This is a genomic window from Rhizorhabdus antheiae (assembly GCF_049889055.1).
In the GTDB taxonomy this organism is placed as follows: domain Bacteria; phylum Pseudomonadota; class Alphaproteobacteria; order Sphingomonadales; family Sphingomonadaceae; genus Rhizorhabdus.
The window spans coordinates 303442-325646 of the sequence record NZ_JBLTWO010000001.1; the positions used below are offsets into that span (position 1 = coordinate 303442).

General features: G+C 66.7%; 22 protein-coding genes. 15 read left to right on the top strand and 7 right to left on the bottom strand.

What is annotated here, in order from left to right; genetic code table 11:
- The first annotated feature begins 1 nt into the window (after window position 1).
- Together ACNI3R_RS01305 and ACNI3R_RS01310 are read left to right on the top strand one after the other, a co-directional pair.
- Window positions 2-409, top strand: coding sequence for a MerR family transcriptional regulator (locus tag ACNI3R_RS01305; protein ID WP_426179244.1), 408 nt, complete (start codon window positions 2-4; stop codon window positions 407-409).
- A gap of 89 nt (window positions 410-498) precedes the next feature.
- The gene (locus ACNI3R_RS01310) at window positions 499-1011 is read left to right on the top strand and encodes a RidA family protein (protein WP_426179245.1); all 513 of its coding nucleotides are present in this window, start codon (window positions 499-501) and stop codon (window positions 1009-1011) included.
- Between the two features lie 9 nt (window positions 1012-1020).
- Here the strand turns inward: ACNI3R_RS01310 and ACNI3R_RS01315 are convergent, their stop codons facing one another.
- The 3 genes from ACNI3R_RS01315 to ACNI3R_RS01325 are packed head-to-tail and all read right to left on the bottom strand — an operon-like array spanning window position 1021 to window position 3390.
- Complete coding sequence (locus ACNI3R_RS01315) at window positions 1021-1527, bottom strand: L,D-transpeptidase family protein (protein ID WP_426179247.1); 507 nt, start codon at window positions 1525-1527, stop codon at window positions 1021-1023.
- Window positions 1528-1540: 13 nt separating this feature from the next.
- Window positions 1541-2602 (bottom strand): GTP cyclohydrolase II, encoded by a 1062-nt coding sequence (ribA, locus tag ACNI3R_RS01320; RefSeq protein WP_426179249.1) that lies wholly within the window; start codon window positions 2600-2602, stop codon window positions 1541-1543.
- Window positions 2599-3390, bottom strand: coding sequence for an exodeoxyribonuclease III (locus ACNI3R_RS01325; RefSeq protein WP_426179251.1), 792 nt, complete (start codon window positions 3388-3390; stop codon window positions 2599-2601). Before ACNI3R_RS01325 ends, ribA begins: the two co-directional genes overlap by 4 nt.
- A 181-nt stretch (window positions 3391-3571) precedes the next feature.
- Between ACNI3R_RS01325 and ACNI3R_RS01330 the strand changes: the two genes are divergently transcribed.
- From ACNI3R_RS01330 to ACNI3R_RS01375, 10 genes are all read left to right on the top strand, one after another.
- The gene (locus ACNI3R_RS01330) at window positions 3572-4498 is read left to right on the top strand and encodes a thymidylate synthase (RefSeq protein ID WP_426179252.1); all 927 of its coding nucleotides are present in this window, start codon (window positions 3572-3574) and stop codon (window positions 4496-4498) included.
- The gene (locus tag ACNI3R_RS01335) at window positions 4495-5004 is read left to right on the top strand and encodes a dihydrofolate reductase (protein ID WP_426179254.1); all 510 of its coding nucleotides are present in this window, start codon (window positions 4495-4497) and stop codon (window positions 5002-5004) included. The genes ACNI3R_RS01330 and ACNI3R_RS01335 overlap by 4 nt, the downstream gene beginning before the upstream one ends.
- A gap of 35 nt (window positions 5005-5039) precedes the next feature.
- On the top strand, window positions 5040-5981 hold the full coding sequence (locus tag ACNI3R_RS01340) for a bifunctional riboflavin kinase/FAD synthetase (RefSeq protein ID WP_426179256.1): 942 nt from the start codon (window positions 5040-5042) through the stop codon (window positions 5979-5981).
- Window positions 5982-6070: 89 nt separating this feature from the next.
- Window positions 6071-9118, top strand: a complete 3048-nt coding sequence (gene ileS / locus ACNI3R_RS01345; RefSeq protein ID WP_426179257.1) for an isoleucine--tRNA ligase — start codon at window positions 6071-6073, stop codon at window positions 9116-9118.
- Complete coding sequence (gene lspA / locus ACNI3R_RS01350) at window positions 9111-9632, top strand: signal peptidase II (RefSeq protein ID WP_426179260.1); 522 nt, start codon at window positions 9111-9113, stop codon at window positions 9630-9632. The genes ileS and lspA overlap by 8 nt, the downstream gene beginning before the upstream one ends.
- A complete protein-coding gene (locus ACNI3R_RS01355; protein WP_426179263.1) occupies window positions 9622-10053 on the top strand; it encodes a DUF3035 domain-containing protein in 432 nt (143 codons plus the stop codon). Before lspA ends, ACNI3R_RS01355 begins: the two co-directional genes overlap by 11 nt.
- Window positions 10054-10128: 75 nt before the next feature.
- Window positions 10129-11049, top strand: a complete 921-nt coding sequence (locus ACNI3R_RS01360; protein WP_426179264.1) for an ABC transporter permease — start codon at window positions 10129-10131, stop codon at window positions 11047-11049.
- Window positions 11049-11831, top strand: a complete 783-nt coding sequence (locus ACNI3R_RS01365) for an ABC transporter permease (RefSeq protein WP_426179266.1) — start codon at window positions 11049-11051, stop codon at window positions 11829-11831. The genes ACNI3R_RS01360 and ACNI3R_RS01365 overlap by 1 nt, the downstream gene beginning before the upstream one ends.
- Entirely contained in the window at window positions 11828-13396 is a 1569-nt protein-coding gene (locus ACNI3R_RS01370) for an ATP-binding cassette domain-containing protein (RefSeq protein WP_426179268.1), read from the top strand. Before ACNI3R_RS01365 ends, ACNI3R_RS01370 begins: the two co-directional genes overlap by 4 nt.
- Before the next feature lie 101 nt (window positions 13397-13497).
- Window positions 13498-13851, top strand: coding sequence for a hypothetical protein (locus ACNI3R_RS01375; protein WP_426179270.1), 354 nt, complete (start codon window positions 13498-13500; stop codon window positions 13849-13851).
- 13 nt (window positions 13852-13864) lie between these two features.
- Here the strand turns inward: ACNI3R_RS01375 and metC are convergent, their stop codons facing one another.
- Window positions 13865-15061, bottom strand: a complete 1197-nt coding sequence (metC, locus tag ACNI3R_RS01380; protein WP_426179272.1) for a cystathionine beta-lyase — start codon at window positions 15059-15061, stop codon at window positions 13865-13867.
- Window positions 15058-15897, bottom strand: a complete 840-nt coding sequence (gene sseA, locus ACNI3R_RS01385; protein WP_426179274.1) for a 3-mercaptopyruvate sulfurtransferase — start codon at window positions 15895-15897, stop codon at window positions 15058-15060. Before sseA ends, metC begins: the two co-directional genes overlap by 4 nt.
- 185 nt (window positions 15898-16082) lie before the next feature.
- Here sseA and queF point away from each other — a divergent pair, with 185 nt between their 5' ends.
- Window positions 16083-16529 (top strand): preQ(1) synthase, encoded by a 447-nt coding sequence (gene queF / locus ACNI3R_RS01390; RefSeq protein ID WP_426179276.1) that lies wholly within the window; start codon window positions 16083-16085, stop codon window positions 16527-16529.
- 146 nt (window positions 16530-16675) lie between these two features.
- Window positions 16676-17860, top strand: coding sequence for a hypothetical protein (locus ACNI3R_RS01395; protein ID WP_426179278.1), 1185 nt, complete (start codon window positions 16676-16678; stop codon window positions 17858-17860).
- A 145-nt stretch (window positions 17861-18005) separates the two neighbouring features.
- Here ACNI3R_RS01395 and ACNI3R_RS01400 read toward each other — a convergent pair whose 3' ends face one another.
- Together ACNI3R_RS01400 and ACNI3R_RS01405 are read right to left on the bottom strand one after the other, a co-directional pair.
- The gene (locus tag ACNI3R_RS01400; protein WP_426179280.1) at window positions 18006-19520 is read right to left on the bottom strand and encodes a S10 family peptidase; all 1515 of its coding nucleotides are present in this window, start codon (window positions 19518-19520) and stop codon (window positions 18006-18008) included.
- A 97-nt stretch (window positions 19521-19617) separates the two neighbouring features.
- Window positions 19618-20568, bottom strand: a complete 951-nt coding sequence (locus ACNI3R_RS01405) for an isopenicillin N synthase family dioxygenase (RefSeq protein WP_426179282.1) — start codon at window positions 20566-20568, stop codon at window positions 19618-19620.
- A 136-nt stretch (window positions 20569-20704) separates the two neighbouring features.
- On the opposite strand from ACNI3R_RS01405, the gene ACNI3R_RS01410 reads away from it, so the two are divergent.
- The gene (locus ACNI3R_RS01410) at window positions 20705-22177 is read left to right on the top strand and encodes an ATP-binding protein (RefSeq protein WP_426179284.1); all 1473 of its coding nucleotides are present in this window, start codon (window positions 20705-20707) and stop codon (window positions 22175-22177) included.
- The last annotated feature ends 28 nt before the right edge of the window (window positions 22178-22205 follow it).

Genomic DNA, 22205 nt, shown 5'->3' on the forward strand with positions numbered 1-22205 from the left:
TATGGACCAGGGGGTGACGGCGAAGAGTGAGCGCGACGCGCTCCAGACCATCCAGGACGTCGCCGACGAACTGGGGATGACCACCCGCGCGATCCGCTTCTACGAGGACAAGGGCCTGCTCGACCCGCAGCGCGTCGGCACGATGCGCGTCTATTCCCGGCGCGAGGTCGCCCGGCTCCTGCTGATCCTGCGCGGCAAGCGGCTCGGCTTCTCGCTGCGCGAGATCAAGGAGTTCCTCGATCTCTACGACGCCGATCCGCTGCACCTCGAACAGACCAAGCGCCTGCTCGCCCGCGTCAACGAGCGCGTGGACGCATTGCAGGCGCAGCGCGAGGCGCTCGACCAGACGCTCGGCGAATTGCGCGACATCGTCGGCCAGTGCGAGGCCCGGATTCGCGCCGCACGCTGACCGGACGGCGGCAATGTCGCAATTCGCTTGCGCTGACGCTTCCCATGCCTAGCCTCGGACCCCGACGCCAACCGCATCGAGGACATGCCATGCGCCCTGCCCTGACCGCTGCCCTTCTCCTGTCCGCGCTCGCCTCACCCGCCGCCGCCCAGTCGGTCGCCCCGGTCGAGCGGATCGCCAGCCCCGGCCCCGACGGCAAGCCCGGCCTGATCCTGAAGGGCGTGATCATCCCCGGCGGTTATGAGACCTTCTACCTTTCGGGCCAGCTCGCCGACCCGATCGATCCCGCCCGCAAGGAGACAGTCGAGGATTTCGGCGACACCAGGACGCAGACCGTCAGCACGCTGCGCAAGATCAAGGCGCTGCTCGAATCGAAGGGCTATGCGATCCGCGACGTGGTGAAGATGCAGGCCTTCCTCGCCGCCGATCCCAAGCTGGGCAAGATCGACTTCGCCGGCTTCAACGCCGGCTTCCGCGAGTTTTTCGGATCGGCCGACAATCCCGACACGGTGGCGCGGTCGACCTTTCAGGTCGCCAATCTGGTCGCACCGCAATTCCTGGTCGAGCTGGAGGTGACGGCGGTCCGCCCTGCCAAGCGCTGACGCCGCCGGTCAGGCGATCTCGACAGCGTCGCCGGGCGCCAGCAGCGGCAACAGCGCGAGCAGCGCCGGCTTCTCGACCGCGACGCAGCCGGCGGTCGGGCGGCCCTCGCTGCAATGGAGGAAGATCGCGCTGCCCCTGCCCGGCACGGGCGGCGCGTCATTATGGCCCAGCACGACGATGACGTCATAGGCGCCGTCCTCGCGGATCAGCCGCTCGGCCGAGTGCGCGTGCGGGTGGCGGACGGGGCGGTTATATTCGGGGTCTTCAATTCCGTCCGACCAGCCATCGTCGGGGCCGATCCAGCGCCAGGGCAGGCGCAGACCCGGTACCGGCGCGGCGGCTCCCTTGCGGAACAGGATCGACCGGATCGGCCAGCGACCGAGCGGGGTCATGCCGTCGCCCTCGCGCTTCTCGTCGGCGGGGCAGGCGCCAGACCGGCCGATCGCGCAGGGGATGGCCACGCCGTCCGGGCCGGTCAGCGTCAGCGCCGCGACATCGACCCGGATATCGGTCACGACTGGATATCGCTCACAGGACGTGACCGGTGCGGTCGCGCTTGGTCGCCAGATAGGCGCTGTTATGCGGGTTCTCGCCCATCTTGTGGGGGACGCGCTCGGCCACCGCGATGCCCGCCGCTTCGAGCCCCGCGACCTTTTGCGGATTGTTGGTCAGCAGCCGGACCTTCACCTGCCCGAGCAGCGACAGCATCCGCGCGGCAACGCGGAAGTCACGCTCGTCGACGCCGAAGCCCAGCCGCAAATTGGCGTCGACCGTGTCGAAGCCCTGATCCTGCAGCGCATAAGCGCGCAGCTTGTTGATCAGGCCGATGCCGCGCCCTTCCTGCCGCAGATAGAGCAATATCCCCCAGCTGGCCTCGGTCATCGCCTTGAGCGCACCGTTCAACTGCGGACCGCAGTCGCATTTGAGCGATCCCAGCACGTCGCCGGTCAGGCATTCGCTGTGCAGGCGGACGAGCGGCGGCGTGCCGTCGGGCGTGCCGATGATCAGCGCGACATGCTCGGCCGCATCGGCGACATGGCGGAAGGCGACGATCTCGGCCCGCTCGCTGGCCGCGACCGGCAGCCGCGCCTGCGAGGCGATCACCAGATGCGCGGGATCCTCATATTCGTCGAGCGACGCGGCGGCGAGCTCGGCCTCGACCGGGCCATCGGCGCGCACGAACAACGCAGGCAAAAGACCCGCCAGCCGGGCGAGGCGGAGCGCCGCAGCACAGGCGGCGGGTGCGGTCACGCCCTTGGCGCGGAACGGTCCCTTCAGCGGCGTCGCCATGTCGCGCACCGGATCGGCGAGCGCGATCGCGGTCGGCAGGTCGATCCACGGCACCCGCTCGATCAGCGCCGGGCAGGCCGGGCTCGCCGCCTCGCGCTGGTTGGCGAGGTTGAGCGTCGCGGCGCGCGCGGCGGAGAGCAGCACGTCGGCTGGGCGCCCCTCGTCGAAACTGGCGAGCGAGACATCGTTGGCGGTCTCGATCGCGAGCACCACGACGCGTCCGTCCTCGGCGCTGACGCCAACCGGCCAGCCCCGCTTCAGCGCGTCGATCGCGCGCGCGGCTTCTCTTGCAGCGTTCAAAATTCGAACTCGGTCACCAGAGGGATGTGATCGGACGGGCGCAGCCAAGACCGGCAGGGTTCGCACACATAATGGTTGGTCGCCTGCTGCGCGACCGAGGGGCTGGCCCACATATGGTCGAGCCGCCGTCCGCGATCGGACGCCGCCCAATCCTGCGCGCGGTAGCTCCACCAGGTGTAGAGCCGCTCGGGCGGCGGCACGAATGTCCGGCCGAGATCGACCCAGTCGTGGCTCGCCTGCAGCCGCGCCAGCGTCTCGACCTCGATCGGTGTGTGGCTGACCACGTCGAGCAGCTGCTTGTGACTCCACACATCGCATTCGAGCGGGGCGATGTTGAAGTCGCCCACCAGCAGCGTCGGCTCACGCAGCTCTTCCGACCAACGGATCATGCGGCCGAGGAAGTCGAGCTTCTGACCGAATTTCGGGTTCACCTCGCGGTCGGGAATGTCGCCGCCGGCGGGGATATAGACATTCTCCAGCCGGATGCCGCAGTCGAGCCGCACGCCGATATGGCGCGCCTCGCCATTGTCCTGCCAGTCGTGCCGGCCATTGTCGTGCAGCGGCACCTTCGAGATGATCGCCACGCCATGGTGCATCGGCTGGCCGTTGATCTCGAAATGCGCGTAGCCGAGCTTGCGAAACATCTCGAACGGGAAGACGTCGTCGCGGACCTTGGTTTCCTGCAGGCACAAGATGTCGATCTGCTGTTCCTCCAGGAACTGGCGGACGATGTCGATGCGCGCGCGGACCGAGTTGATGTTCCAGGAAGCGATCTTGAGCTTGGCCATATCGGCGCGATGTAGCGAGCGGACGGTCCGAACGCCAGTGCCCCCTGGACATCCCACCCCTCCCTTTCAAGGGAGGGGAAGGGGGTGGGTGGCGAGCGCAGCGAGCCTCCCCGTTCGTCCCGTGGGACTCCGCCTTGCCCCTCCCTTGAAAGGGAGGGGTGGAAGGGGCTACCGCTGCTTCATGACCGAACATCCCGAACGACAATATCTCGACGCCATGGCGCGCGCCTGGGCGGAGGGCGACGAACGCACCGACCGGACGGGGGTCGGCACCCGCGCGCTGTTCGGGGTCACGATGCGCTTCGATCTGTCGGACGGCACGGTCCCGCTGATCACGACCAAGAAGATCTTCTGGAAATCGGCGATCAAGGAACTGCTGTGGTTCCTCTCCGGCGACACCAATATCCGCCCGCTGGTGCAGCAGAAGGTGCATATCTGGACCGACTGGCCGCTGGATAAATATCGCCGCGCCACCGGCGAGACGATCGACCGCGACGCGTTCGAGCAGCGCATCATCGACGACCCCGCCTTCGCCGCACAATGGGGCGACCTGGGGCCGGTCTATGGCAAGCAGTGGGTCGACTGGCCGCGCTACACCCCCGCCGGCGACGGGCTCTTCCGCCGCGAGGACCAGGGCATCAACCAGATCGCCGAACTGGTCGAGGCGCTGCGCACCAACCCCGGCTCCCGTCGGCTGATCTTCACCGGCTGGAACGTACCCGAACTGCCGGGCATGGCGCTGCCGCCCTGCCACATGACCTATCAATATCATGTCGCGAACGGACGCCTGTCGGGCATCCTCTACCAGCGCTCCTGCGACCTGGGCCTGGGCTTTCCGTTCAACATCTTCGAAGCGGCGCTGCTGGTGCGGATGCTGGCGCAGCAGGCGGATCTGGAGCCGGGCGAGATCGTGTGGATGGGGGCCGACACCCATGTCTATTCGAACCACGGCCATCTGGTCGAGGAACAGCTGTCGCGCGAGCCGCGCGCCTTCCCGACGCTCAAGCTGGCGCGCAAGCCCGCGAGCATGTTCGACTATGCGCTCGAGGACTTCGTGATCGAGGGCTATGACCCGCACCCGCACATCGCCGCGCCGGTGGCGGTTTGAGCAGGGCAGACCAGTCGGGCCGACCGGAGATCGTCTTCGTGCTGGCTCGTGCGCTGAACGGCGTGATCGGCCGCGACGGCGACCTGCCGTGGCGGCTGCCGGCCGACCTGCGCCGGTTCAAGGCGCTGACCCAGGGCGCGCCGATGCTGATGGGCCGCAGGACCTTCGAGAGCCTGCCCGGCCTGCTGCCGGGCCGACGCCATATCGTGCTGACGCGCGACCGCGCCTGGCAGGCCGAGGGTGCCGAGACGGTGCACAGCGTAGACGAGGCGATCGCCGCCGCCGGGGAGGCCCCGCGCCTCTCGGTCGTCGGCGGCGCCGAAATCTATGCGCTGACCCTCGACCGTGCCGACCGGATCGAGCTGACCGAGGTCGAGCTGGAGCCGGACGGCGATACGGTGGTCCCGCCCTTCGATCCGGTCCTCTGGACCGAGGCCGCGCGTGAGGCGCATCCCGCCGAGGACGGGCGGCCGGCATACACTTTCGTGACGTTGGTCAGGCGCTGATTGCGCGGGCGTCCACCCCTTTCTATAGGCGGCCCATGGAGCGACTGACATGCGACCGCCCCGTGCCAGCGCATCTGCGCGGGGGCGTGGTGGCCCTGGGCAATTTCGACGGCTTCCACAGGGGGCATCAGGCGGTCGTCGGCGCGGCGATCGCGCATGGCCGCGCGACCGGACGTCCGGTGCTCGTCGCCAGCTTCGATCCGCACCCCGTCCGCTTCTTCCACCCCGATGCCCCGCCCTTCCGGCTGACCACGCTCGAGCAGCGCGCCGGGCTGTTCGCCGAGGCGGGTGCCGACGCGATGCTGGTGTTCCGCTTCGACGGGGCACTCGCCAGTCTCACGCCCGAGCAGTTCGTTTCGGACCTGCTGATCGGCCGCGCGGGCGCCGCGCATGTCGTGACCGGCGAGGACTTCACCTTCGGCAAGGGCCGCTCGGGCAATGTCGCCATCCTGTCCGAGATCGGCGCGCGCCACGGCATGACCACCGCCGCGATCGGCCCGGTCAGCGACGACAAGGGCTCGATCTCGTCTAGCCGCATCCGCGCCGCGCTGACCGAGGGCGATCCGCAGGAGGCCGCGCGCCTGCTCACCCGCCCCTTCCGCATCGCCGGGACCGTCCAGCATGGCGACAAGGTCGGCCGCACGATCGGCTATCCGACCGCGAACATCGCGCTCGATCGCTATCTGCGCCCGCGCTATGGCATCTATGCGGTGCGGGGGCGCCTGCCCGACGGACGCGTGATCGACGGCGCCGCCAATGTCGGCATCCGCCCGACCTTCGACCCGCCCAAGGAACTGCTCGAGGTCTTCTTCTTCGACTTCGCCGAAAGCCTCTACGACCAGGCGATCGAGATCGAGCTGATCGCCTATATCCGGCCCGAGGCGAAGTTCGACAGCCTCGAGGCGCTGACCGAGCAGATGGATCGCGACTGCGCCGAAGCCAAGCGGATACTTGCCGCGTCCAGCCCGGTCGCGTAGGGCCTGCCCGCAAACCCCGAACCTGTCCGACGCCGCCGAGACCGTCTCGGCGCCGCGCCTGACCGGCGGCCTGTGGAACAGATCTTCGAATGACCGACGCAGCACCCGACTATCGCAACACCGTCTTCCTGCCGAAGACCGACTTCCCGATGAAGGCCGGCCTCGCCCAGAAGGAACCGGCGATCCTCGCCCGCTGGGCGGCGGAGGATTTGTACGGGACGTTGCGCAAGGCGCGCGCGGGCAGCGAACGCTTCATCCTCCACGACGGCCCGCCCTACGCCAATGGCGACATCCACATGGGCCATGCGATGAACAAGGTGCTGAAGGACATTATCGTCCGCAGCCAGTCGCTGCTCGGCAAGGACGCACCCTATGTCCCCGGCTGGGACTGCCACGGCCTGCCGATCGAGTGGAAGGTCGAGGAAGCCTATCGCGCCAAGAAGCTGAACAAGGACGAGGTCGACCCTGTCCAGTTCCGCGCCGAGTGCCGCGCCTATGCCGAGAAATGGGTGTCGGTGCAGCGCGAGCAGTTCAAGCGCCTGGGCGTCGACGGCGACTGGGACGATCCCTATCTGACGATGAAATACGACGCCGAGGCGGCGATCGTCGGCGAACTGCTCAAGTTCGCCGAGAGCGGCCAGCTCTATCGCGGCGCCAAGCCGGTGATGTGGTCCCCGGTCGAAAAGACCGCGCTGGCCGACGCCGAAGTCGAATATGAGGACATCGTCTCAACCCAGATCGACGTGGCGTTCGAGATCGTCGAGAGCCCGATCCCCGAACTGATCGGCGCGCATGCGGTGATCTGGACGACGACGCCCTGGACGATCCCGGTCAACCAGGCGCTCGCCTACGGGCCGGAGGTCAAATACGCTGTCCTAGATTTGCAGGTATGCGTTGCTGATCCGGTCGATGAGCAGCACACCACAGTTATCGACATCGATCATCCGCTGAATAGCATACGCATGCTGGTTGCATCGAATCTCGTCGAAACAGTGATTGGCCGACTGCTCAACCAGATCAAGGACACGAAGGCCGAGCGAGTTTCGTCCACACCTTCCGCCATCAAGCATACGGTGCGGCGTGAATATACTGGCTCCGATCTCGCCGGCACCATCGCCCGTCACCCGATGCACAAGCTCGGCGGCTTCTTCGCCAAGCCGCGTCCGCTGCTTCCCGGCGAGTTCGTCACGACCGATGCGGGTACCGGCCTCGTCCACATGGCGCCCGACCATGGCGAGGACGACTTCTTCCTGTGCAAGGCGCATGGCATCGAGCCGGTGTTCGCGGTCGAGGGCGACGGCAAGTACCGCGCCGACTGGGCGTGGCTGGGCGGACAGGGCTCGGTGATCAACGCCAAGTTCACCGCACCCGATGGCCCGATCTGCACCGACCTGCGCGAAACCGGCGCGCTGCTCGCCGCCAGCGCCGACTTCAAGCACAGCTACCCGCACAGCTGGCGCTCCAAGGCCAAGGTTATCTTCCGCTGCACCCCGCAATGGTTCATCCCGATGGATCGCAGCGTCGGCGCTTCCCCTCCACCGGCTTCGCCGGTCCCCCTCCCCGTTCCGGGGAGGAATGAGGATGCGACGACGACAGTTCCTCCCCGGGACGGGGAGGGGGACCATGCGCAGCATGGTGGAGGGGCAGGCGGCAACGGCGCCACGCTCCGCGAAACTGCGCTCGATGCGATCGAGCGGACGCGGTGGGTGCCCGAGAAGGCGCGCAACCGCATCCATGCGATGGTCGCCGGCCGCCCCGACTGGGTTATCAGCCGCCAGCGCGCCTGGGGCGTGCCGATCGCGCTCTATGTCGACCGCAAGAGCGGTGACTATCTGCGCGACACGGCGGTCAACGCGCGCATCGTCGAGGCGTTCAAGGCCGGCGGTGCCGATGCCTGGTTCACCGCCGATCACCAGCAGCTGCTCGGCGCCGACTATGACGCCGCCGATTATGAGCCGGTCAACGACATCCTCGACGTCTGGTTCGATTCGGGCTGCACCCACGTCTTCACGGTCGAGGCGCGCTACGGCGCCGGCACCCGCGCCAACCTCTATCTCGAAGGTTCGGACCAGCATCGCGGCTGGTTCCAGTCGTCGCTGCTCGAAAGCTCCGGCACGCGCGGTCGCGCGCCCTATGACGCGGTGCTGACCCACGGCTTCGCGCTCGACGGGCAGGGCCGCAAGATGTCGAAGAGCGTCGGCAACGTCGTCGACCCGCTCAAGATCATCAACGAGAGCGGCGCCGACATCTTGCGCCTGTGGGTCGCCTCGACCGACTATTTCGAGGATGTCCGCATCGGCAAGGAGATCCTCGCCGGCACCTCGGACGCCTATCGCAAGCTGCGCAACACCTTCCGCTATCTGCTCGGCGCGCTCGAAGGCTTCGACGAGTCCGAGCGGGTCGCCCCGGCCGACATGCCCGAGCTGGAGCGCTATGTCCTCAACCTGCTCGCGTCGCTCGACGCCGAGCTGCGCGAGGCGACCGCGGCGTTCGAGTTCAACCGCTATGCCCGCGCGCTCAGCGATTTCGCGAACAACGACCTGTCGGCCTTCTTCTTTGATATCCGCAAGGACTCGCTCTACTGCGATGCCTCGTCGGACCTGAAGCGCCGGGCCTATCGCACCGTCCTCGACATCCTGTTCCACGCGCTGGTCCGCTATGCGGCGCCGATCCTCTGCTTCACCGCCGAGGAAGTGTGGACGACGCGCTATCCCGATGCCGGGTCGGTCCATCTGCTTACCTGGCCCGAGGTCGAGGCCGGCTGGCATGACGAGGACCTGCGGGTGCGCTGGAATCGACTGCGCTTCATCCGCACGATGGTCACGGCCGAAATCGAGCCCCTGCGCCGCGACAAAGTCATTCGATCGAGCCTCGAGGCAGAGGTCGCCGGCCGTTTCGATGATCCGGCCGATGTCGAACTGCTGCGGTCGGTCGATTTCGCGGAGATCGCGATCATAGCGAAAATCGACGTCGAGGCCTCCGCCCCCTCCGGTGATGCAAGCGTGACATCCAACTGGCTTGAGCTGTCCGTCAGTAAGACCGAAAAGGAAAAATGCGGCCGCTGCTGGCGCCATTTGCCCGAGGTCACGACCGAAGGCGCGCTGTGCGACCGGTGCGAGTCGGTGGTCCATGGCTGACGCCCTCGGGCGACGCCATCGGGCCTTCGGGCTCATCGTCGCCGTCCTCATACTGCTCGCGGACCAGATCAGCAAATGGCTGATCATGGGTCCGCTCGCTCTGCCGCAGCGGGGGCTGATCCCGATCATGCCCTTCTTCGACCTGCGCTGGGTCGAGAATTACGGAATCTCGATGGGCTTCCTCGTTGCCGGATCGAATGCCGAGCGCTGGATCCTGGTCGGGCTGACCTCGGCCATCGCGGTCGGCGTGATCGTCTGGCTATGGCGTGAAACCGCCCGGGTCGACGTGGCGGCGCTGGGCCTGGTGCTCGGCGGTGCGGTGGGGAATATCGCGGATCGGACACGGCTCGGCTATGTCGCCGACTTCCTCGATCCGCATATCGGCGACTGGCATCCCTTTTTGGTCTTCAATGTCGCGGACGCCGCGATTACCATTGGTGTAGTGATCCTGGTCGCCCGCGCGCTGTTCGCGCGTGAGTCCCGGGACGGTTCGGAGAATATCGATGCGGTCTAAGTTGCTTCTGGGTTCGGCACTGGTCGCGATGACCCTGCTGGCGGCGTGCAGCCGCGGAGACCGCCCCGGCGTGATGGCCGGCCGCTCGTCCAGCCTCGACGCCTTCGCGGTGTCGAAGCGCGCGCCGCTCACCATTCCGCCCGATTTCGCGCTGGTCCCGCCGAAGCCGGGCGCCTCGCGTCCGCAGGAAGCCGATTCGAGCCAGCAGGCGCTGTCGGCGCTGTTCGGCAACACCCAGGCGCCCAAGAGCCAGACCGAGAAGGACATCATCGGCCTGACCAAGACCGTGCCCGAACCCGGCATTCGCTCCTCGGTCGGTGAGATCAGCCAGTCGACCGTCGACAAGGGCAACACCACGCGCACCATTCTCGCTGCGGCCGCGACGACTAACGACACGGCCAGCGTCACGCTCGGCAACTGACCGCCCGACCGCCTCTTCTGATCGGGGATGACCCGGCTCCGGCCGGGTCGCTCCCGTCCGGCCCGCGATCCTGATATGCTGGAGTTGATCCGGCGACGCCTGTTGACGGCATTGCCGACGCTCGCCGCCGTCATCATCCTGTCCTTCCTGCTGATGCGCCTCGCGCCCGGCGGTCCCTTCGACGGCGAACGCCCGCTCGACCCGCAGACGCGCGAAGCGCTGATGGCGGCTTATGGCCTGAACGAGCCGCTGCACGTCCAGGTCGGGACCTATGTCTGGCGCCTCCTCCATGGCGATTTCGGGCCGTCGCTCGTCTATCGCGACTTCACCGTTACCGACCTGATCGCGCGCGGACTGCCCGTATCGCTGACATTGGGCGGCCTCGCGCTGCTCCTCGCGCTGCTGATCGGCCTCTCGAGCGGGATGGCCGCCGCCGTCCGTCCCGGCAGCCGCACCGACCGCAGCCTGATGCTGATCGCCACGCTGCTCACCGCCCTTCCCTCCTTCGTCGTCGGCCCGCTGCTCGTCCTGCTGTTGGGGCTGTGGGCTGGGTGGCTGCCTGTGTCGGGCTGGGGCGACGGCGATGTCCCGCATCTCGTCCTGCCGGTGGTCGCACTGGCGCTCCCGACAGCCGGCGCCATCGCCAAGCTGGCGCGGGCCGGCCTCGCCCAGGTGCTGGCACAGGACCATGTCCGCATGGCCCGCGCGCGGGGTTTCGGCGAGCGCCATGTCCTGCTCGTCCACGCACTCCGCCCGGCATTGGTGCCGGTCGCCTCCTATCTGGGTCCGGCGGCGGCCGGGCTGCTGACGGGCGCTGTGGTGATTGAGACGGTGTTCGCCCTGCCCAGCCTGGGCCGCTATTTCGTGCAGGGCGCGCTCAATCGCGACTATCCGCTCGTGATGGGCGTCGTCACCCTCTACGCGGGCCTGATCATCCTGTTCAACCTGCTGGCCGACCTTGCTTATGGCTGGCTCGATCCCCGGACACGCGGCTGATGCGTGGGCCGCTCGCGATCGTCGCGCTGATCCTGCTCGCGGCGCTGGTCGGCCCCTGGCTGGTCGACTGGCGCTATGACGCCATCGACTGGGACGCGGTCCGCGCCGCACCGCTGTCGCCGGGCCATCTGCTCGGCACCGACAGCGTCGGCCGCGACCTGCTCGCCCGCGCGCTGATCGGCACGCGCGTCACCCTGGGCGTCGCGCTGGCGGCGGCGCTGGTGTCGCTCGTGATCGGGGTCGGCTGGGGCGCCATCGCCGGCTGGAAAGGCGGACGCACCGACGAGGCGATGATGCGGATCGTCGACGCGCTCTATGCGCTGCCCTTCATGTTCGTCGTCATCCTGCTGATGGTGCTGTTCGGGCGGTCGATCCTGCTCGTCTTCCTCGGCATCGGCGCGGTCGAGTGGCTGACCATGGCCCGCGTCGTGCGCGGACAGATGCTCGCCCTGCGCGAACGCCCTTTCGTGATAGCAGCGGAGGCGGCGGGCACCCCACCCGTCGCGATCGTCCTGCGCCACATGCTCCCCAATCTCGCCGGGGTCGCCATCGCCTATCTGCTGCTGACCATCCCGCAGGTCGTGATGATCGAGAGCTTCCTCTCCTTTCTCGGCCTCGGCGTGCAGGAGCCGATGACCTCGCTCGGCATATTGCTCAAGGACGGGGTCGACGACATGGACATCGCGCCCCATGCGATGCTGCTCCCCGCGATCGTCCTCGTCGCCCTGCTGCTCTGCCTGACGCGCATCGGCGAGCGCCTGCGCGACCGGTTCGTCGGATGAGCCTGCTCGTCGCCCGCGACCTGTCGGTTGAGATCGCCGGACGTCCGGTCGTCCATGGCCTCGACTTCACGCTGGAGGCCGGACGCAGCCTTGCGCTGGTCGGCGCATCGGGATCGGGCAAGAGCCAGACCTGCCTCGCGCCCTTCGGCCTGTCGGTGGGCAGGGCCTCGGGCTCCTTCCTGCTGGCGGGCGAGGAACTGATCGACATCCCCGAGCGCCGGCTGCGGCGGATACGCGGCGATAAGGTCGGCTTCGTCTTCCAGCAGCCGCTGACCGCGCTGACCCCGCATATGACGATCGGCGCCCAGCTTCGCGAGGCATGGACCCAGGCCGACGCCCGCCGTCCTTCGCGCGCAGCGATGGAGGCCGCGCTCGAACGCGTCGGGCTCGACCGGCCGGGCGAACGGCTCGACCAATATCCGCACCGCCTGTCGGGTGGTCAACGGCAGCGCGCGCTGATCGCGATGGCGATCGCCCACAGGCCGAAGCTGCTGGTGGCGGACGAGCCGACCACCGCGCTCGACGCGATATTGCGCGCCGAGATCATGGCGCTGCTCAGCCGCCTCTGCCGCGAGGAGGGCATGGCGCTGCTGCTCGTCAGCCATGATCTGGCGGCGGTATCCGACCATGCCGATGCGGTTGCGGTGATGGAGCATGGCCGCATCGTCGAGACCGGCCCGACCCGGTCGGTGGTCGACGCCCCGACGACCGACTATGCCCGCGCGCTCGTAGCCGCCAGCCCCCGGCTCGACCAGCCGCCGCCCGCGCTCGAGCCGATCGGCGCGCCGCTGCTCGAGGCGCGCGACGTCTCGGTCTCCTTCCGCAAGCCCGGCTGGCGGGGCGGTCGCCTGCAAGCGGTCGACGGCCTGTCGATCAGCGTCGCCGAGGGCGAGGCCGTCGCGATCGTCGGCGGCTCGGGATCGGGCAAATCGACCTTCGCGCGCGCCATCGCCCGGCTCGGGTCGATAGACGCAGGCGAGGTGCGCTGGCGCGGGGCCCTCCTCCCAGACCGCAAGGCGATGCGTCCGCGCGACCGGGCGGGGTTACAGCCGGTGTTTCAGGATCCGGTTGCCAGCCTCGATCCGCTGTGGACGGTGCGCGACATCGTCGCGGAACCGCTGCGCCGCCTGCGCCCCGATCTCGACCGGGCTGCGATCGACCAACGCGTGGAGGCGGTGCTGATCGAAGCCGGCCTGTCGCCAGACTTGGCGGACCGGCGCCCTTCCGCACTATCGGGCGGACAGGCGCAGCGGGTCGCGATCGCCCGCGCGCTCGGTCCCGATCCGGCGATGCTGCTGCTCGACGAGGCGACCTCGGCGCTCGACGTGCTCGTGGCGGGCACGATCCTCGACCTGCTCGGCACGCTCCAGCGCGAGCGCGGCCTCGCCATATTGATGATCACCCACGACCTCGCCGTCGCACGCCGCCTGTGCCACCGCATCGTCGTGATGGATCGCGGCCGGATCGTCGAGCAAGGCCCCGCCGAAGCGCTGATCGGCGCGCCCAGCCACGCCATCACGCGCCGCCTGGTCGAGGCCAGCCGATCGCAGGTGGGCACGGCCTGACGCCCGATTGCGGCTTTCCGCAAGGACCGGGGCGCCGAGAGTTGACCGGATATTAAGCATTTCTGCCCATCGTCGCCGACAGCCAGGGGTCGGAGACACATATGTTCGAGCGCGCGATACGGATCGATGCAGGGACGCCCGCGACCGCCCAGCATTGTTTCGAACTGCTCGATCGCACGCTCGGCCGCTCGACCGACATCGCCGCGCGCGAGGGCGTGTCGGGGCTGCTCTCCACCCTGACCGAAGCCTATGCCGGCGCCCATCCAGTGGCCCGGCGGCGCATCGACGCGCTGCTGCGCGAAGCCGAGTTGATTGCCGCCATGGGTCTGACCGCCGTTGCCGCTAGCGACACCCGCTCGCCGCAGGGAAGCCAGGCCGCCGTCGCCGCGCTCGACACCGCGCTGCAGGACATCGCCCGCCGCATCCGCTCCACCCTGTCGCCCGTCATCATCTGAACGGGCGCTGCCCTCAGCCTATCGCCGCCGCAAAGCGTTCGAGTCCCAGGCGCAGATCCTCGATCAGATCCCCGGGGTCTTCCAGCCCGATGTGCAGCCGCACGAGCGGCCCTTCGGCCTGCCAGGACGTTGCAGTGCGCAGCGTCTGCGGATCGACCGGCAGGGCAAGGCTCTCATAGCCGCCCCAGGAAAAGCCGATACCGAAATGGCGCAAGCCATCGATCAGTGCGGCACGGGCGGCTTCGTCGCCTCCGCGCAGCATGAAACTGAACAACCCCGAGGCGCCCGCAAAATCGCGCGCCCATAATTCATGGCCGGGGCAATCGGGCAGGGCCGGGTGCAGGACGCGCGCGACCTGCGGTTGCTCCGCCAGCCAGCGGGCCACCCGCAGCGCGCTTTCCTCATGCCGGCGCAGCCGAACCTCAAGCGTGCGCAGCCCGCGCAGGGCCAGAAAGGCGTCGTCGGCGCTGACGCTCTGCCCGAGCGCCGTCGCGGTCTGGCGGAGCCGCGGATAGAGCGCCGGGGTCGCGGTCGCCGATCCCATCATCGCATCGGAATGGCCGACCACATATTTGGTGCAGGCGAGGATCGACACATCGACGCCGTGCGACAGCGCCGGGAACAGCAGCGGGGTCGCCCAGGTGTTGTCGATCACGGTGAGCAAGCCCTTGTCGCGCGCGACCGTGACGATCGCCGGCACGTCCTGCACTTCGAAAGTCAGGCTGCCGGGGCTTTCGAGGAAAATCAGCTTGGTGTCGGGACCGATCAGCTCTGCGATGCCCGCGCCGATTCCGGGATTGTAGAAGCGCGTCCTTATGCCCATCCGCCGCAGCAGACCGCCGCACAGCGCGCGGGTCGGTTCATAGGCGCTGTCGACCATCAGCAGTTCGTCGCCCGGCACGAGCAGCGCGAGCAACGTGCCCGCGATCGCCGCCACGCCCGAGGGATAGAGCTGCGTCCCACCAGCACCCGGCTCGAGTCCGGTCAGCGCCTCCGCCAACGACCATTGGCTGGGCGTCCCGCGCCGGCCATAGAAAAGTCCGTCATCGGGCTTGCGGGTGGCGGCGCGCAGTTCGGCGACGCTGTCGAACAATATGGTGGAGGCGCGCCAGACGGGCGTGTTGACGATCGTCCGGCGCTCGCCATGCGGTCGCCCGGCCGTCGCCAGCCGGGTTCCCGTCTTCAGTCTTTCCCGGTCTTCCGCGTTCACGCAGGACCGATCGCCTTTTCCGTGTCCGGGAGCAAGCCCCACTCGCTCCACGAGCCGTCATAGAGCGCGACGTCTTCCTTGCCGAGCAGAGCAGCGGCGAACAGGAGGACCGCAGCGGTGATGCCCGAGCCGCAGGTGGTGATCATCGGCTTGTTCCAGTCGATGCCGGCGGCGTCGAATTCGGCGCGGAGCGTAGCCTTGTCCTTGAAGGTGCCATCCTCATTGAACAGCCGCTCATAAGGCAGGTTTCGCGAACCGGGGATGTGGCCCGCCGCCAGACCGCGCGGATCGACTTCCTCGCCGGTGAAGCGCTTGGCACCCCGCGCGTCGACGACCTGTTCGGCACCGCTCGCAAGATTGGCCTTCATCTGCGCCAGATCGCGCACCGGGGCGGGGTCGCGCCAGACGGTGAAGTGGCGATGGCGCAGCGCCACCTTGCCCTGCTCGACCGGGCGCCGCTCGGCGATCCACTTGGCGATACCGCCGTCGAGGATTGCGACCTGGTTGACGCCGAACATGCGGAACATGAACCAGGCGCGCGCGGCGGTACGATGCGGGCTGTTGTCGTAGAGCACGATCCGGCTGCCGTCGCCGAGGCCCAGCGACTGCATGCGGCTGGCGAACTTCTCCGCGCTCGGCAGCATCGACGGCAGGCTGGACGTGTCGTCCTTGAGATTGCCGAGGTCGAGAAACACGGCTCCGGGAAGATGGCGCGCCTCATATTCGCCCTGCGCATCCCGCCCGGCATCGAGCGCGAAATAGGTCGCATCGACGACGCGGAGATCATTCGCTCCGAGCTCGCCCGCAAGCCATTCGGTCGAAACCAGCATGTCCATCAAAACCTCCTCAAACCAACGCGACAGAGCGCCACGCCTTCACTTAACGAATCGACACGCCCGGGGAGGCGTCGCTTAGTTACGTATCGTAATAATGTATGGCAAGTATATTTGTTCCAACAGCTCATATTTGTAATTTTCATACAGATATGGCGATTCTGTCGACGCTTCGCTAAGGGCGCCCCATGTCCAAACCGCTCCATCTCGGCCAGACCAGCGCGCTTCCGGCCACGCCCGAAGACGCTATCCTCGATTATGTCCCGAACCCGCGCAAGGGGCTCTATATGGTGCGCTTCGCCGCGCCTGAGTTCACCTCGCTCTGCCCGGTGACCGGCCAGCCCGATTTCGCGCATCTGGTGATCGACTATGCGCCGGCCGAGACGATCGTCGAATCCAAGTCGCTCAAGCTGTTCCTCGGCTCCTTCCGCAACCATGCGGGCTTCCACGAGGACTGCACCGTCGGCATCGGCCAGCGGCTGTTCGACGAGATGAAGCCGCACTGGCTGCGGATCGGCGGCTACTGGTATCCGCGCGGCGGCATCCCGATCGACGTCTTCTGGCAATCGGGCCCCGCGCCCGAGGGTCTGTGGGTGCCCGACCAGGGCGTGGCGGGCTATCGCGGCCGGGGCTGATTCTGCGTCAACTCCGACCGAGAGGTTTCAGCTAACCCACAGCGCGCTTCACGCACCAAACGACTGGCTGACTCTTCTCGCCGTCGGCATCGCGTTTTGTTTCCCGAGTTGACACGACTACGGCGAGTTTGTCTGAGTTCATCAGTATGGACGGCGGACCCGCAAACCAAGCCTGTGAAGGCACCTTCATCTTAGAGGTTGCGCCACCTTGGCCGTGGCCCCCGATCGCGCGAAGATATGTGTTGCCCGACATTGCGCTGAGCCAAGATGTCGAGTTGTCCATTCAAGCAACTCCCCAAGCGACCCTGCTGATGTTCATCAAACATCGGCGCGGTCCAACATTCCAACTTGAAAGCTGCCCATTGGCTTTTGCCGGAGAAGGCTATTTCAAGATTGGCATGGGATACAGCGCGCTGGGAGCAACGATCTTTTCCGGCGGGAAGTGCATAGCCTCAAATGAGGCTCACACTACAGTAGAGCCACATGTCCAGATTATCCTAAAATCTAGTCAAGGCAGTTCAAGCTCAGCAAAGGCTCAGCCTTTTGCATCACCGATCCCCCATAGCTATGAACTATTTTCTGGTGCAAGGGCAAAACTGGCTCGAGGCAACAAACATGTTCAAGATTTCCAAGAGGCCGAGTTCTCCTTTTGGGATCGGAAACCCTATATAATTGTCAACCAAGAAAGTACGGATGGCGCGACCTACAATAGGATCGTCCGTATTCGAGAACTCATACCCGCCTATTTTTCCCTTATAATCGGCGATGCAATCCATAACTTCAGAGCAGCGTTAGATCTTCTCGCCATTGATCTGGTACGAGCCAACGGCGGAAACACAAAAAATGTGTACTTTCCCTTTAGCAAAAACAAAGATGACTTCGACGAAATATGTAAACGCAGAAATATACATCGATCTTCGGTTAAAACTATTGATCTGATTCGATCCCTTGAACCATATCATGGTGGAAATACCCTTCTACGAGGCCTTCACGATCTTGATATTCTAGATAAGCATACCTTGATTATCCCTGTTGCAGGCCTTGCGATACAACCATCGCTTGATCTTGATTTTGTGAACGAGATTTATGTCAAGCGCGCGATCAGTGACGCTGTAAAATTGGTCGAGGATGGGACTCTTTTGGATGCGAACTTACCCGTTGGCCTCGAAATCCGTCACGACAGTCTGATCTTCCAGACAGCCTTTGACGAAGGGCAGCCGTTCTCCAATCACGGCGTTCTCAAAACTCTGGAAGAAATTTCGAACATGGTGCGTGGAGTTATCGAGATGTTCGCGGAGCATCTGCTCGAAAGCGGTATTCCACATCCCTAATCCATGTACGATTGGAGCCACACGGGGACTTCGCAGATTACGGCATCACGCCCGCCGTTGGTGTGCCCTATCATCGGCCTCTTCCCACCACACAGGCTATCGCGGCCGGGGCTGACCCCTCCCCGCGGGGAGGGGCTGATCCGCATCAGCGCGCGCGGATGAACGCCTTCACGTCGGCGCTCAGCTTGCGCAGATCTTCCTGCCGCACATACATCATGTGGCCGGCGTCATAATAATGGAACTGGATCCGTGACGGGTCGAAGCCCGGCCGGTTCAGCGAATATTCGGCGCCGAAGAAGGGCGTCGCGAAGTCATAATAGCCCTGGCCGACGAACACGCGCAGCCCGCTATTCTCGCGCAGCGCACGGCCGAGATAGGGCGCGACGTTGACATAGACCTCGCCGTCGCGGCCGCCCTGGTCCGCCAGCTTCCAGTCCCAGCCTCGCACACCGCCGATCGTCACATATTGGCGGTCGGTCGTATATTTCAGGTCCCCGCGCAGATAGCTGTTCACAGCCGAAGTATAGGACGCGTCGATGCCATAGAAGCTGGGATCATTGTCCCCCTCCTCGCCCGCGCGGTCATAATCGACGCCGGTATAGCGCGAATCGAGCCGGCCAACGGTCAGGCCCCGGTCGCGGAGAAGCTCCTTGTAGAATCGGCCCGGCGTCACGCGCAGATTGGCGTTGTCGAGGAACTGCTCGGACAGGCCGGTCAGACGCGACAGTTCGGCGCGGACCGAAGCGCGCTCCTCCGCGCCCAGCTGGTTGCCCTTGAGCAGCGCCGCCGCATAAGGCCCGATCGCGAAGGCCCGCGCCTGCGCTGCCGCCTCGGCGACGGTCGCGGCCGGATTGGGCAGCTTGCGATGATACCAGGCGGTCGTCGTCATCGAGGGCAGGTTGAGGATATAGGGCATCTCATTGCCCTGCACCTCGGCCGGGGCCGCGAAGTCGAGGATGGTCGAGATCAGGATGATCCCGTTGACCGCGACGTCGTTATAGCTGCCTTCCAGCTCGTTGATCAGCGCGACCGAGCGCGTGGTGCCATAGCTTTCGCCGCCGATATATTTGGGCGACGCCCATCGGCCATTCTCGCTCAGCCATTTGCGGATGAAGTCCGAGATGGATTTGGCGTCGGAGGAGACGCCCCAATAGTCCTTGGGATCCTTGCCGCCCAGCGTGTGCGAGAAGCCGGTCCCGACCGGATCGATGAACACCATGTCGGTGACGTCGAGCAGGCTTTCCGGGTTGTCGACCAGCGGATAGGGCGGCGCGCCATCGTCCTTCGCGTCGGGCAGGACGACACGCTTCGGGCCGAAGGCGCCCATGTGCAGCCAGAGCGATCCCGAACCCGGCCCGCCATTGTAGAGGAAGGTGACCGGCCGGGTCTTCGGATCGCCCCCGTCGCGGACATAGGCGGTCGAGAAGATCGCCGCCGCGGGCTTGCCGTCCTTGTCGTCCAGATAGGTTTCGCCGGTGGTCGCCGTGTAGGCGATCGACTGGCCGCCGAAGACGCCCTTATGCTTCGTCACCGAGACAGTCGGCGGCGGCACCGGTGCGGGCGCGGCAGCCGCCTCCTCGTCCTTCTTCCTGTCGGCGGCGTGCGCCGCGAACGGCGCGAGCGCGATGGCGAGAGCGGTGAGGCTGGTGGTCAGGCGCATTTCCGGAATCCCCTTGTAGGAGAACAGGCTAACCCAGCTTCCGCCGCGAGGGAAAGCGTGAATTCTCACGCGCCTGTCGCGAAATAAATCCGCGCTATCAGATCAGCTTAATCTCGCGCAGCCGCTCGAGCAGATAATCATTCGCGGTGATCGGCTCGGGAAAGCGGTTGGGCCGCTCGGCCGTGATCGTCTGGGGCAGCGTCTCGATCAGATAGTCGGGCCGGAAATGGAGGAAGAAGGGCATCGAATAGCGCGCGAAGCCGCGCCGTTCGGGCGGCGGGTTCATCACACGGTGGCTGGTCGACGGCAGCCGGCCATTGGTCAGCCGCTGAAGCATGTCGCCGATGTTCACCACCAGTTCGCCCGGCGCGATGTCGACCGCGAGCCAGCGGCCGTCGCGATCGAGCAGTTGCAGCCCGCCCTCCTCGGCGCCGAGCAGCAGCGTGATGGTGTTGATATCCTCATGCGCGCCGGCCCGGATACCCGGCGCATCGGGGCCGATCGGCGGATAATGGAGCAGCCGCAGGATCGAATTCCCGTCGCGCACCGCATCGACAAAATAATCCGCCGGCAGGTCGAGATAGAGCGCGATCGCCGACAGGATCCGGGCACCGGTCCGCTCGAAGGCGGCGAACAGGTCGAGATAGGTCTGGCGGAAATCGGCGATCTCCTGAGGCCAGAGATTGGCCGGCATCTGATCGGCATAGGCATGGCCGGCCGGAAGCTCACGGCCGACATGCCAGAACTCCTTGAGGTCGGCCTCGGTCGAATCCTTGGCGGTCTCGACGCGGAAGGGCGTATAGCCGCGCTGACCGCCACCGCCCGCGACATGGTAGGCCCGCTTGACCTCTTCGGGCAGCGCGAAGAAGGCCTTGGCCGCCGCTTCCGCGCGCGCGATCAGTTCGGCCGGGATGCCGTGATCGGCCACCACGGCGAAGCCGAAGCGCTCGAACGAGCGCCCGATCGCCTGCGCGAAGCCATGGGCGTCTTGGTCTGCGATCGCCAGCGAGGTGCTGGGGACGCGGGTCAGGTCTGCGATGTCGGTCATCGCGCCGATATAGCGCTCGGTACCGGGATCGTCATCCCCACCGACGATGCGCTACCGGACGGCAAAGGCGAGTCATCCACAGCTTTCTGCCGCAGGCGGCTTGAACAAGGGGCCTCCGATCCGCCAGACACCCCACGTGACCGCACGAATCGACATCGGCACCAGCGGCCCGGGCCAGTCGGTCCATTTCGACGTTGAGGAGCTGCTCGCGACCCGTCTGCTCGTGCAGGGCAATTCGGGTTCGGGAAAGTCGCATCTGCTGCGCCGGCTGCTCGAAGAATCAGCCAATGTCGTCCAGCAGGTCGTGGTCGATCCCGAAGGCGATTTCGTCACGCTCGCCGATCGCTTCGGCCATGTCGTCATCCAGGCCTTCGACCATAGCGAGGCCGAGATCGTCCGCCTCGCCAATCGCATCCGAGAACATCGCGTGTCGGTCGTGCTCGCGCTCGATGAGCTCGAGATCGAGCAGCAGATGCGCTGTGCGGCGACCTTCCTGTCGGCGCTGTTCGATGCGCCCCGCGACTATTGGTATCCCGCGCTGGTCGTCGTCGACGAGGCGCAGCTGTTTGCCCCGGCCGTGGCCGGCGAAGTGTCCGACGAGGCGCGCCGCGCATCTCTCGGTGCGATGACCAATTTGATGTGCCGCGGCCGCAAGCGCGGCCTGGCCGGCGTGATCGCCACCCAGCGCCTCGCCAAGCTCGCCAAGAATGTCGCCGCCGAAGCGTCGAACTTCATGATGGGCCGCACCTTTCTCGACATCGACATGGCGCGCGCGGCCGACCTGCTCGGCATGGACCGGCGGCAGGCCGAGACGATCCGCGACCTGCCGCGCGGTCAGTTCCTCGCGCTCGGCCCGGCAGTGTCGCGTCGCCCGATCGCAGTGACGGTAGGCGCGGTGCAGACCTCGGCGCGCAGCGGCAGCCCCAAGCTGGTTCCCCTGCCCTCGGCCCCGCCCGAGGATCTGCAGGGCCTGCTCTTCGCGCCGGGCGACGACCTGCCCGTCGCGCCGCCGCCACCGCGGGCCCCCACCCCCACCAGCGACGACCTTCTCCGCGCGATCAGCCGCTCGGGCCCGGTGCTGACGCCATCGGCCGCGCCGGGTGGCCCGGCCATGCCCGACGAGGAACGCGACGCGGTGATCGACGCCGTGCTGCGCGAAATGGTCGAGGACCCCGAGGCGACCTATCGTCAGCCTGCGGTGCTGTTCCAGGATTTTGCCGTGCGCTGCCGGATGCAGCGCCTGACGAGCCCCGGCCTCGACCTCGCCGGCTTCCGCCGCCGCCTCGCCATGGCGCGCGCCGGCCTGTACGGCGAACTCGACGAAGGCTGGCTCGATGCGCTGGCGATCGGCGCCTCGCTGCCCGATGACATGCTCGCCCCCTTCCTGCTGGTCGCCCGCGCCGCGCGCGACGGGCAGGAGGCGCCGTCCGACACGGTGATGGCGCAGGTCTACGGCACCCATTCGCTCGGTCGCGTCCGCCGGTTGATCGCCTATATGGAGGAGCAGGGCATCTTCGTCCTGCGCACCGACCTGTCGGGCAAACGCTCGATCAACATCCCCCGCCTCGGCTGGACCACCGCCGCCTCGCTGCCCGAAGCCGCCGAGTAACGAGCCGATTACTCCGTATCGGAGCAAT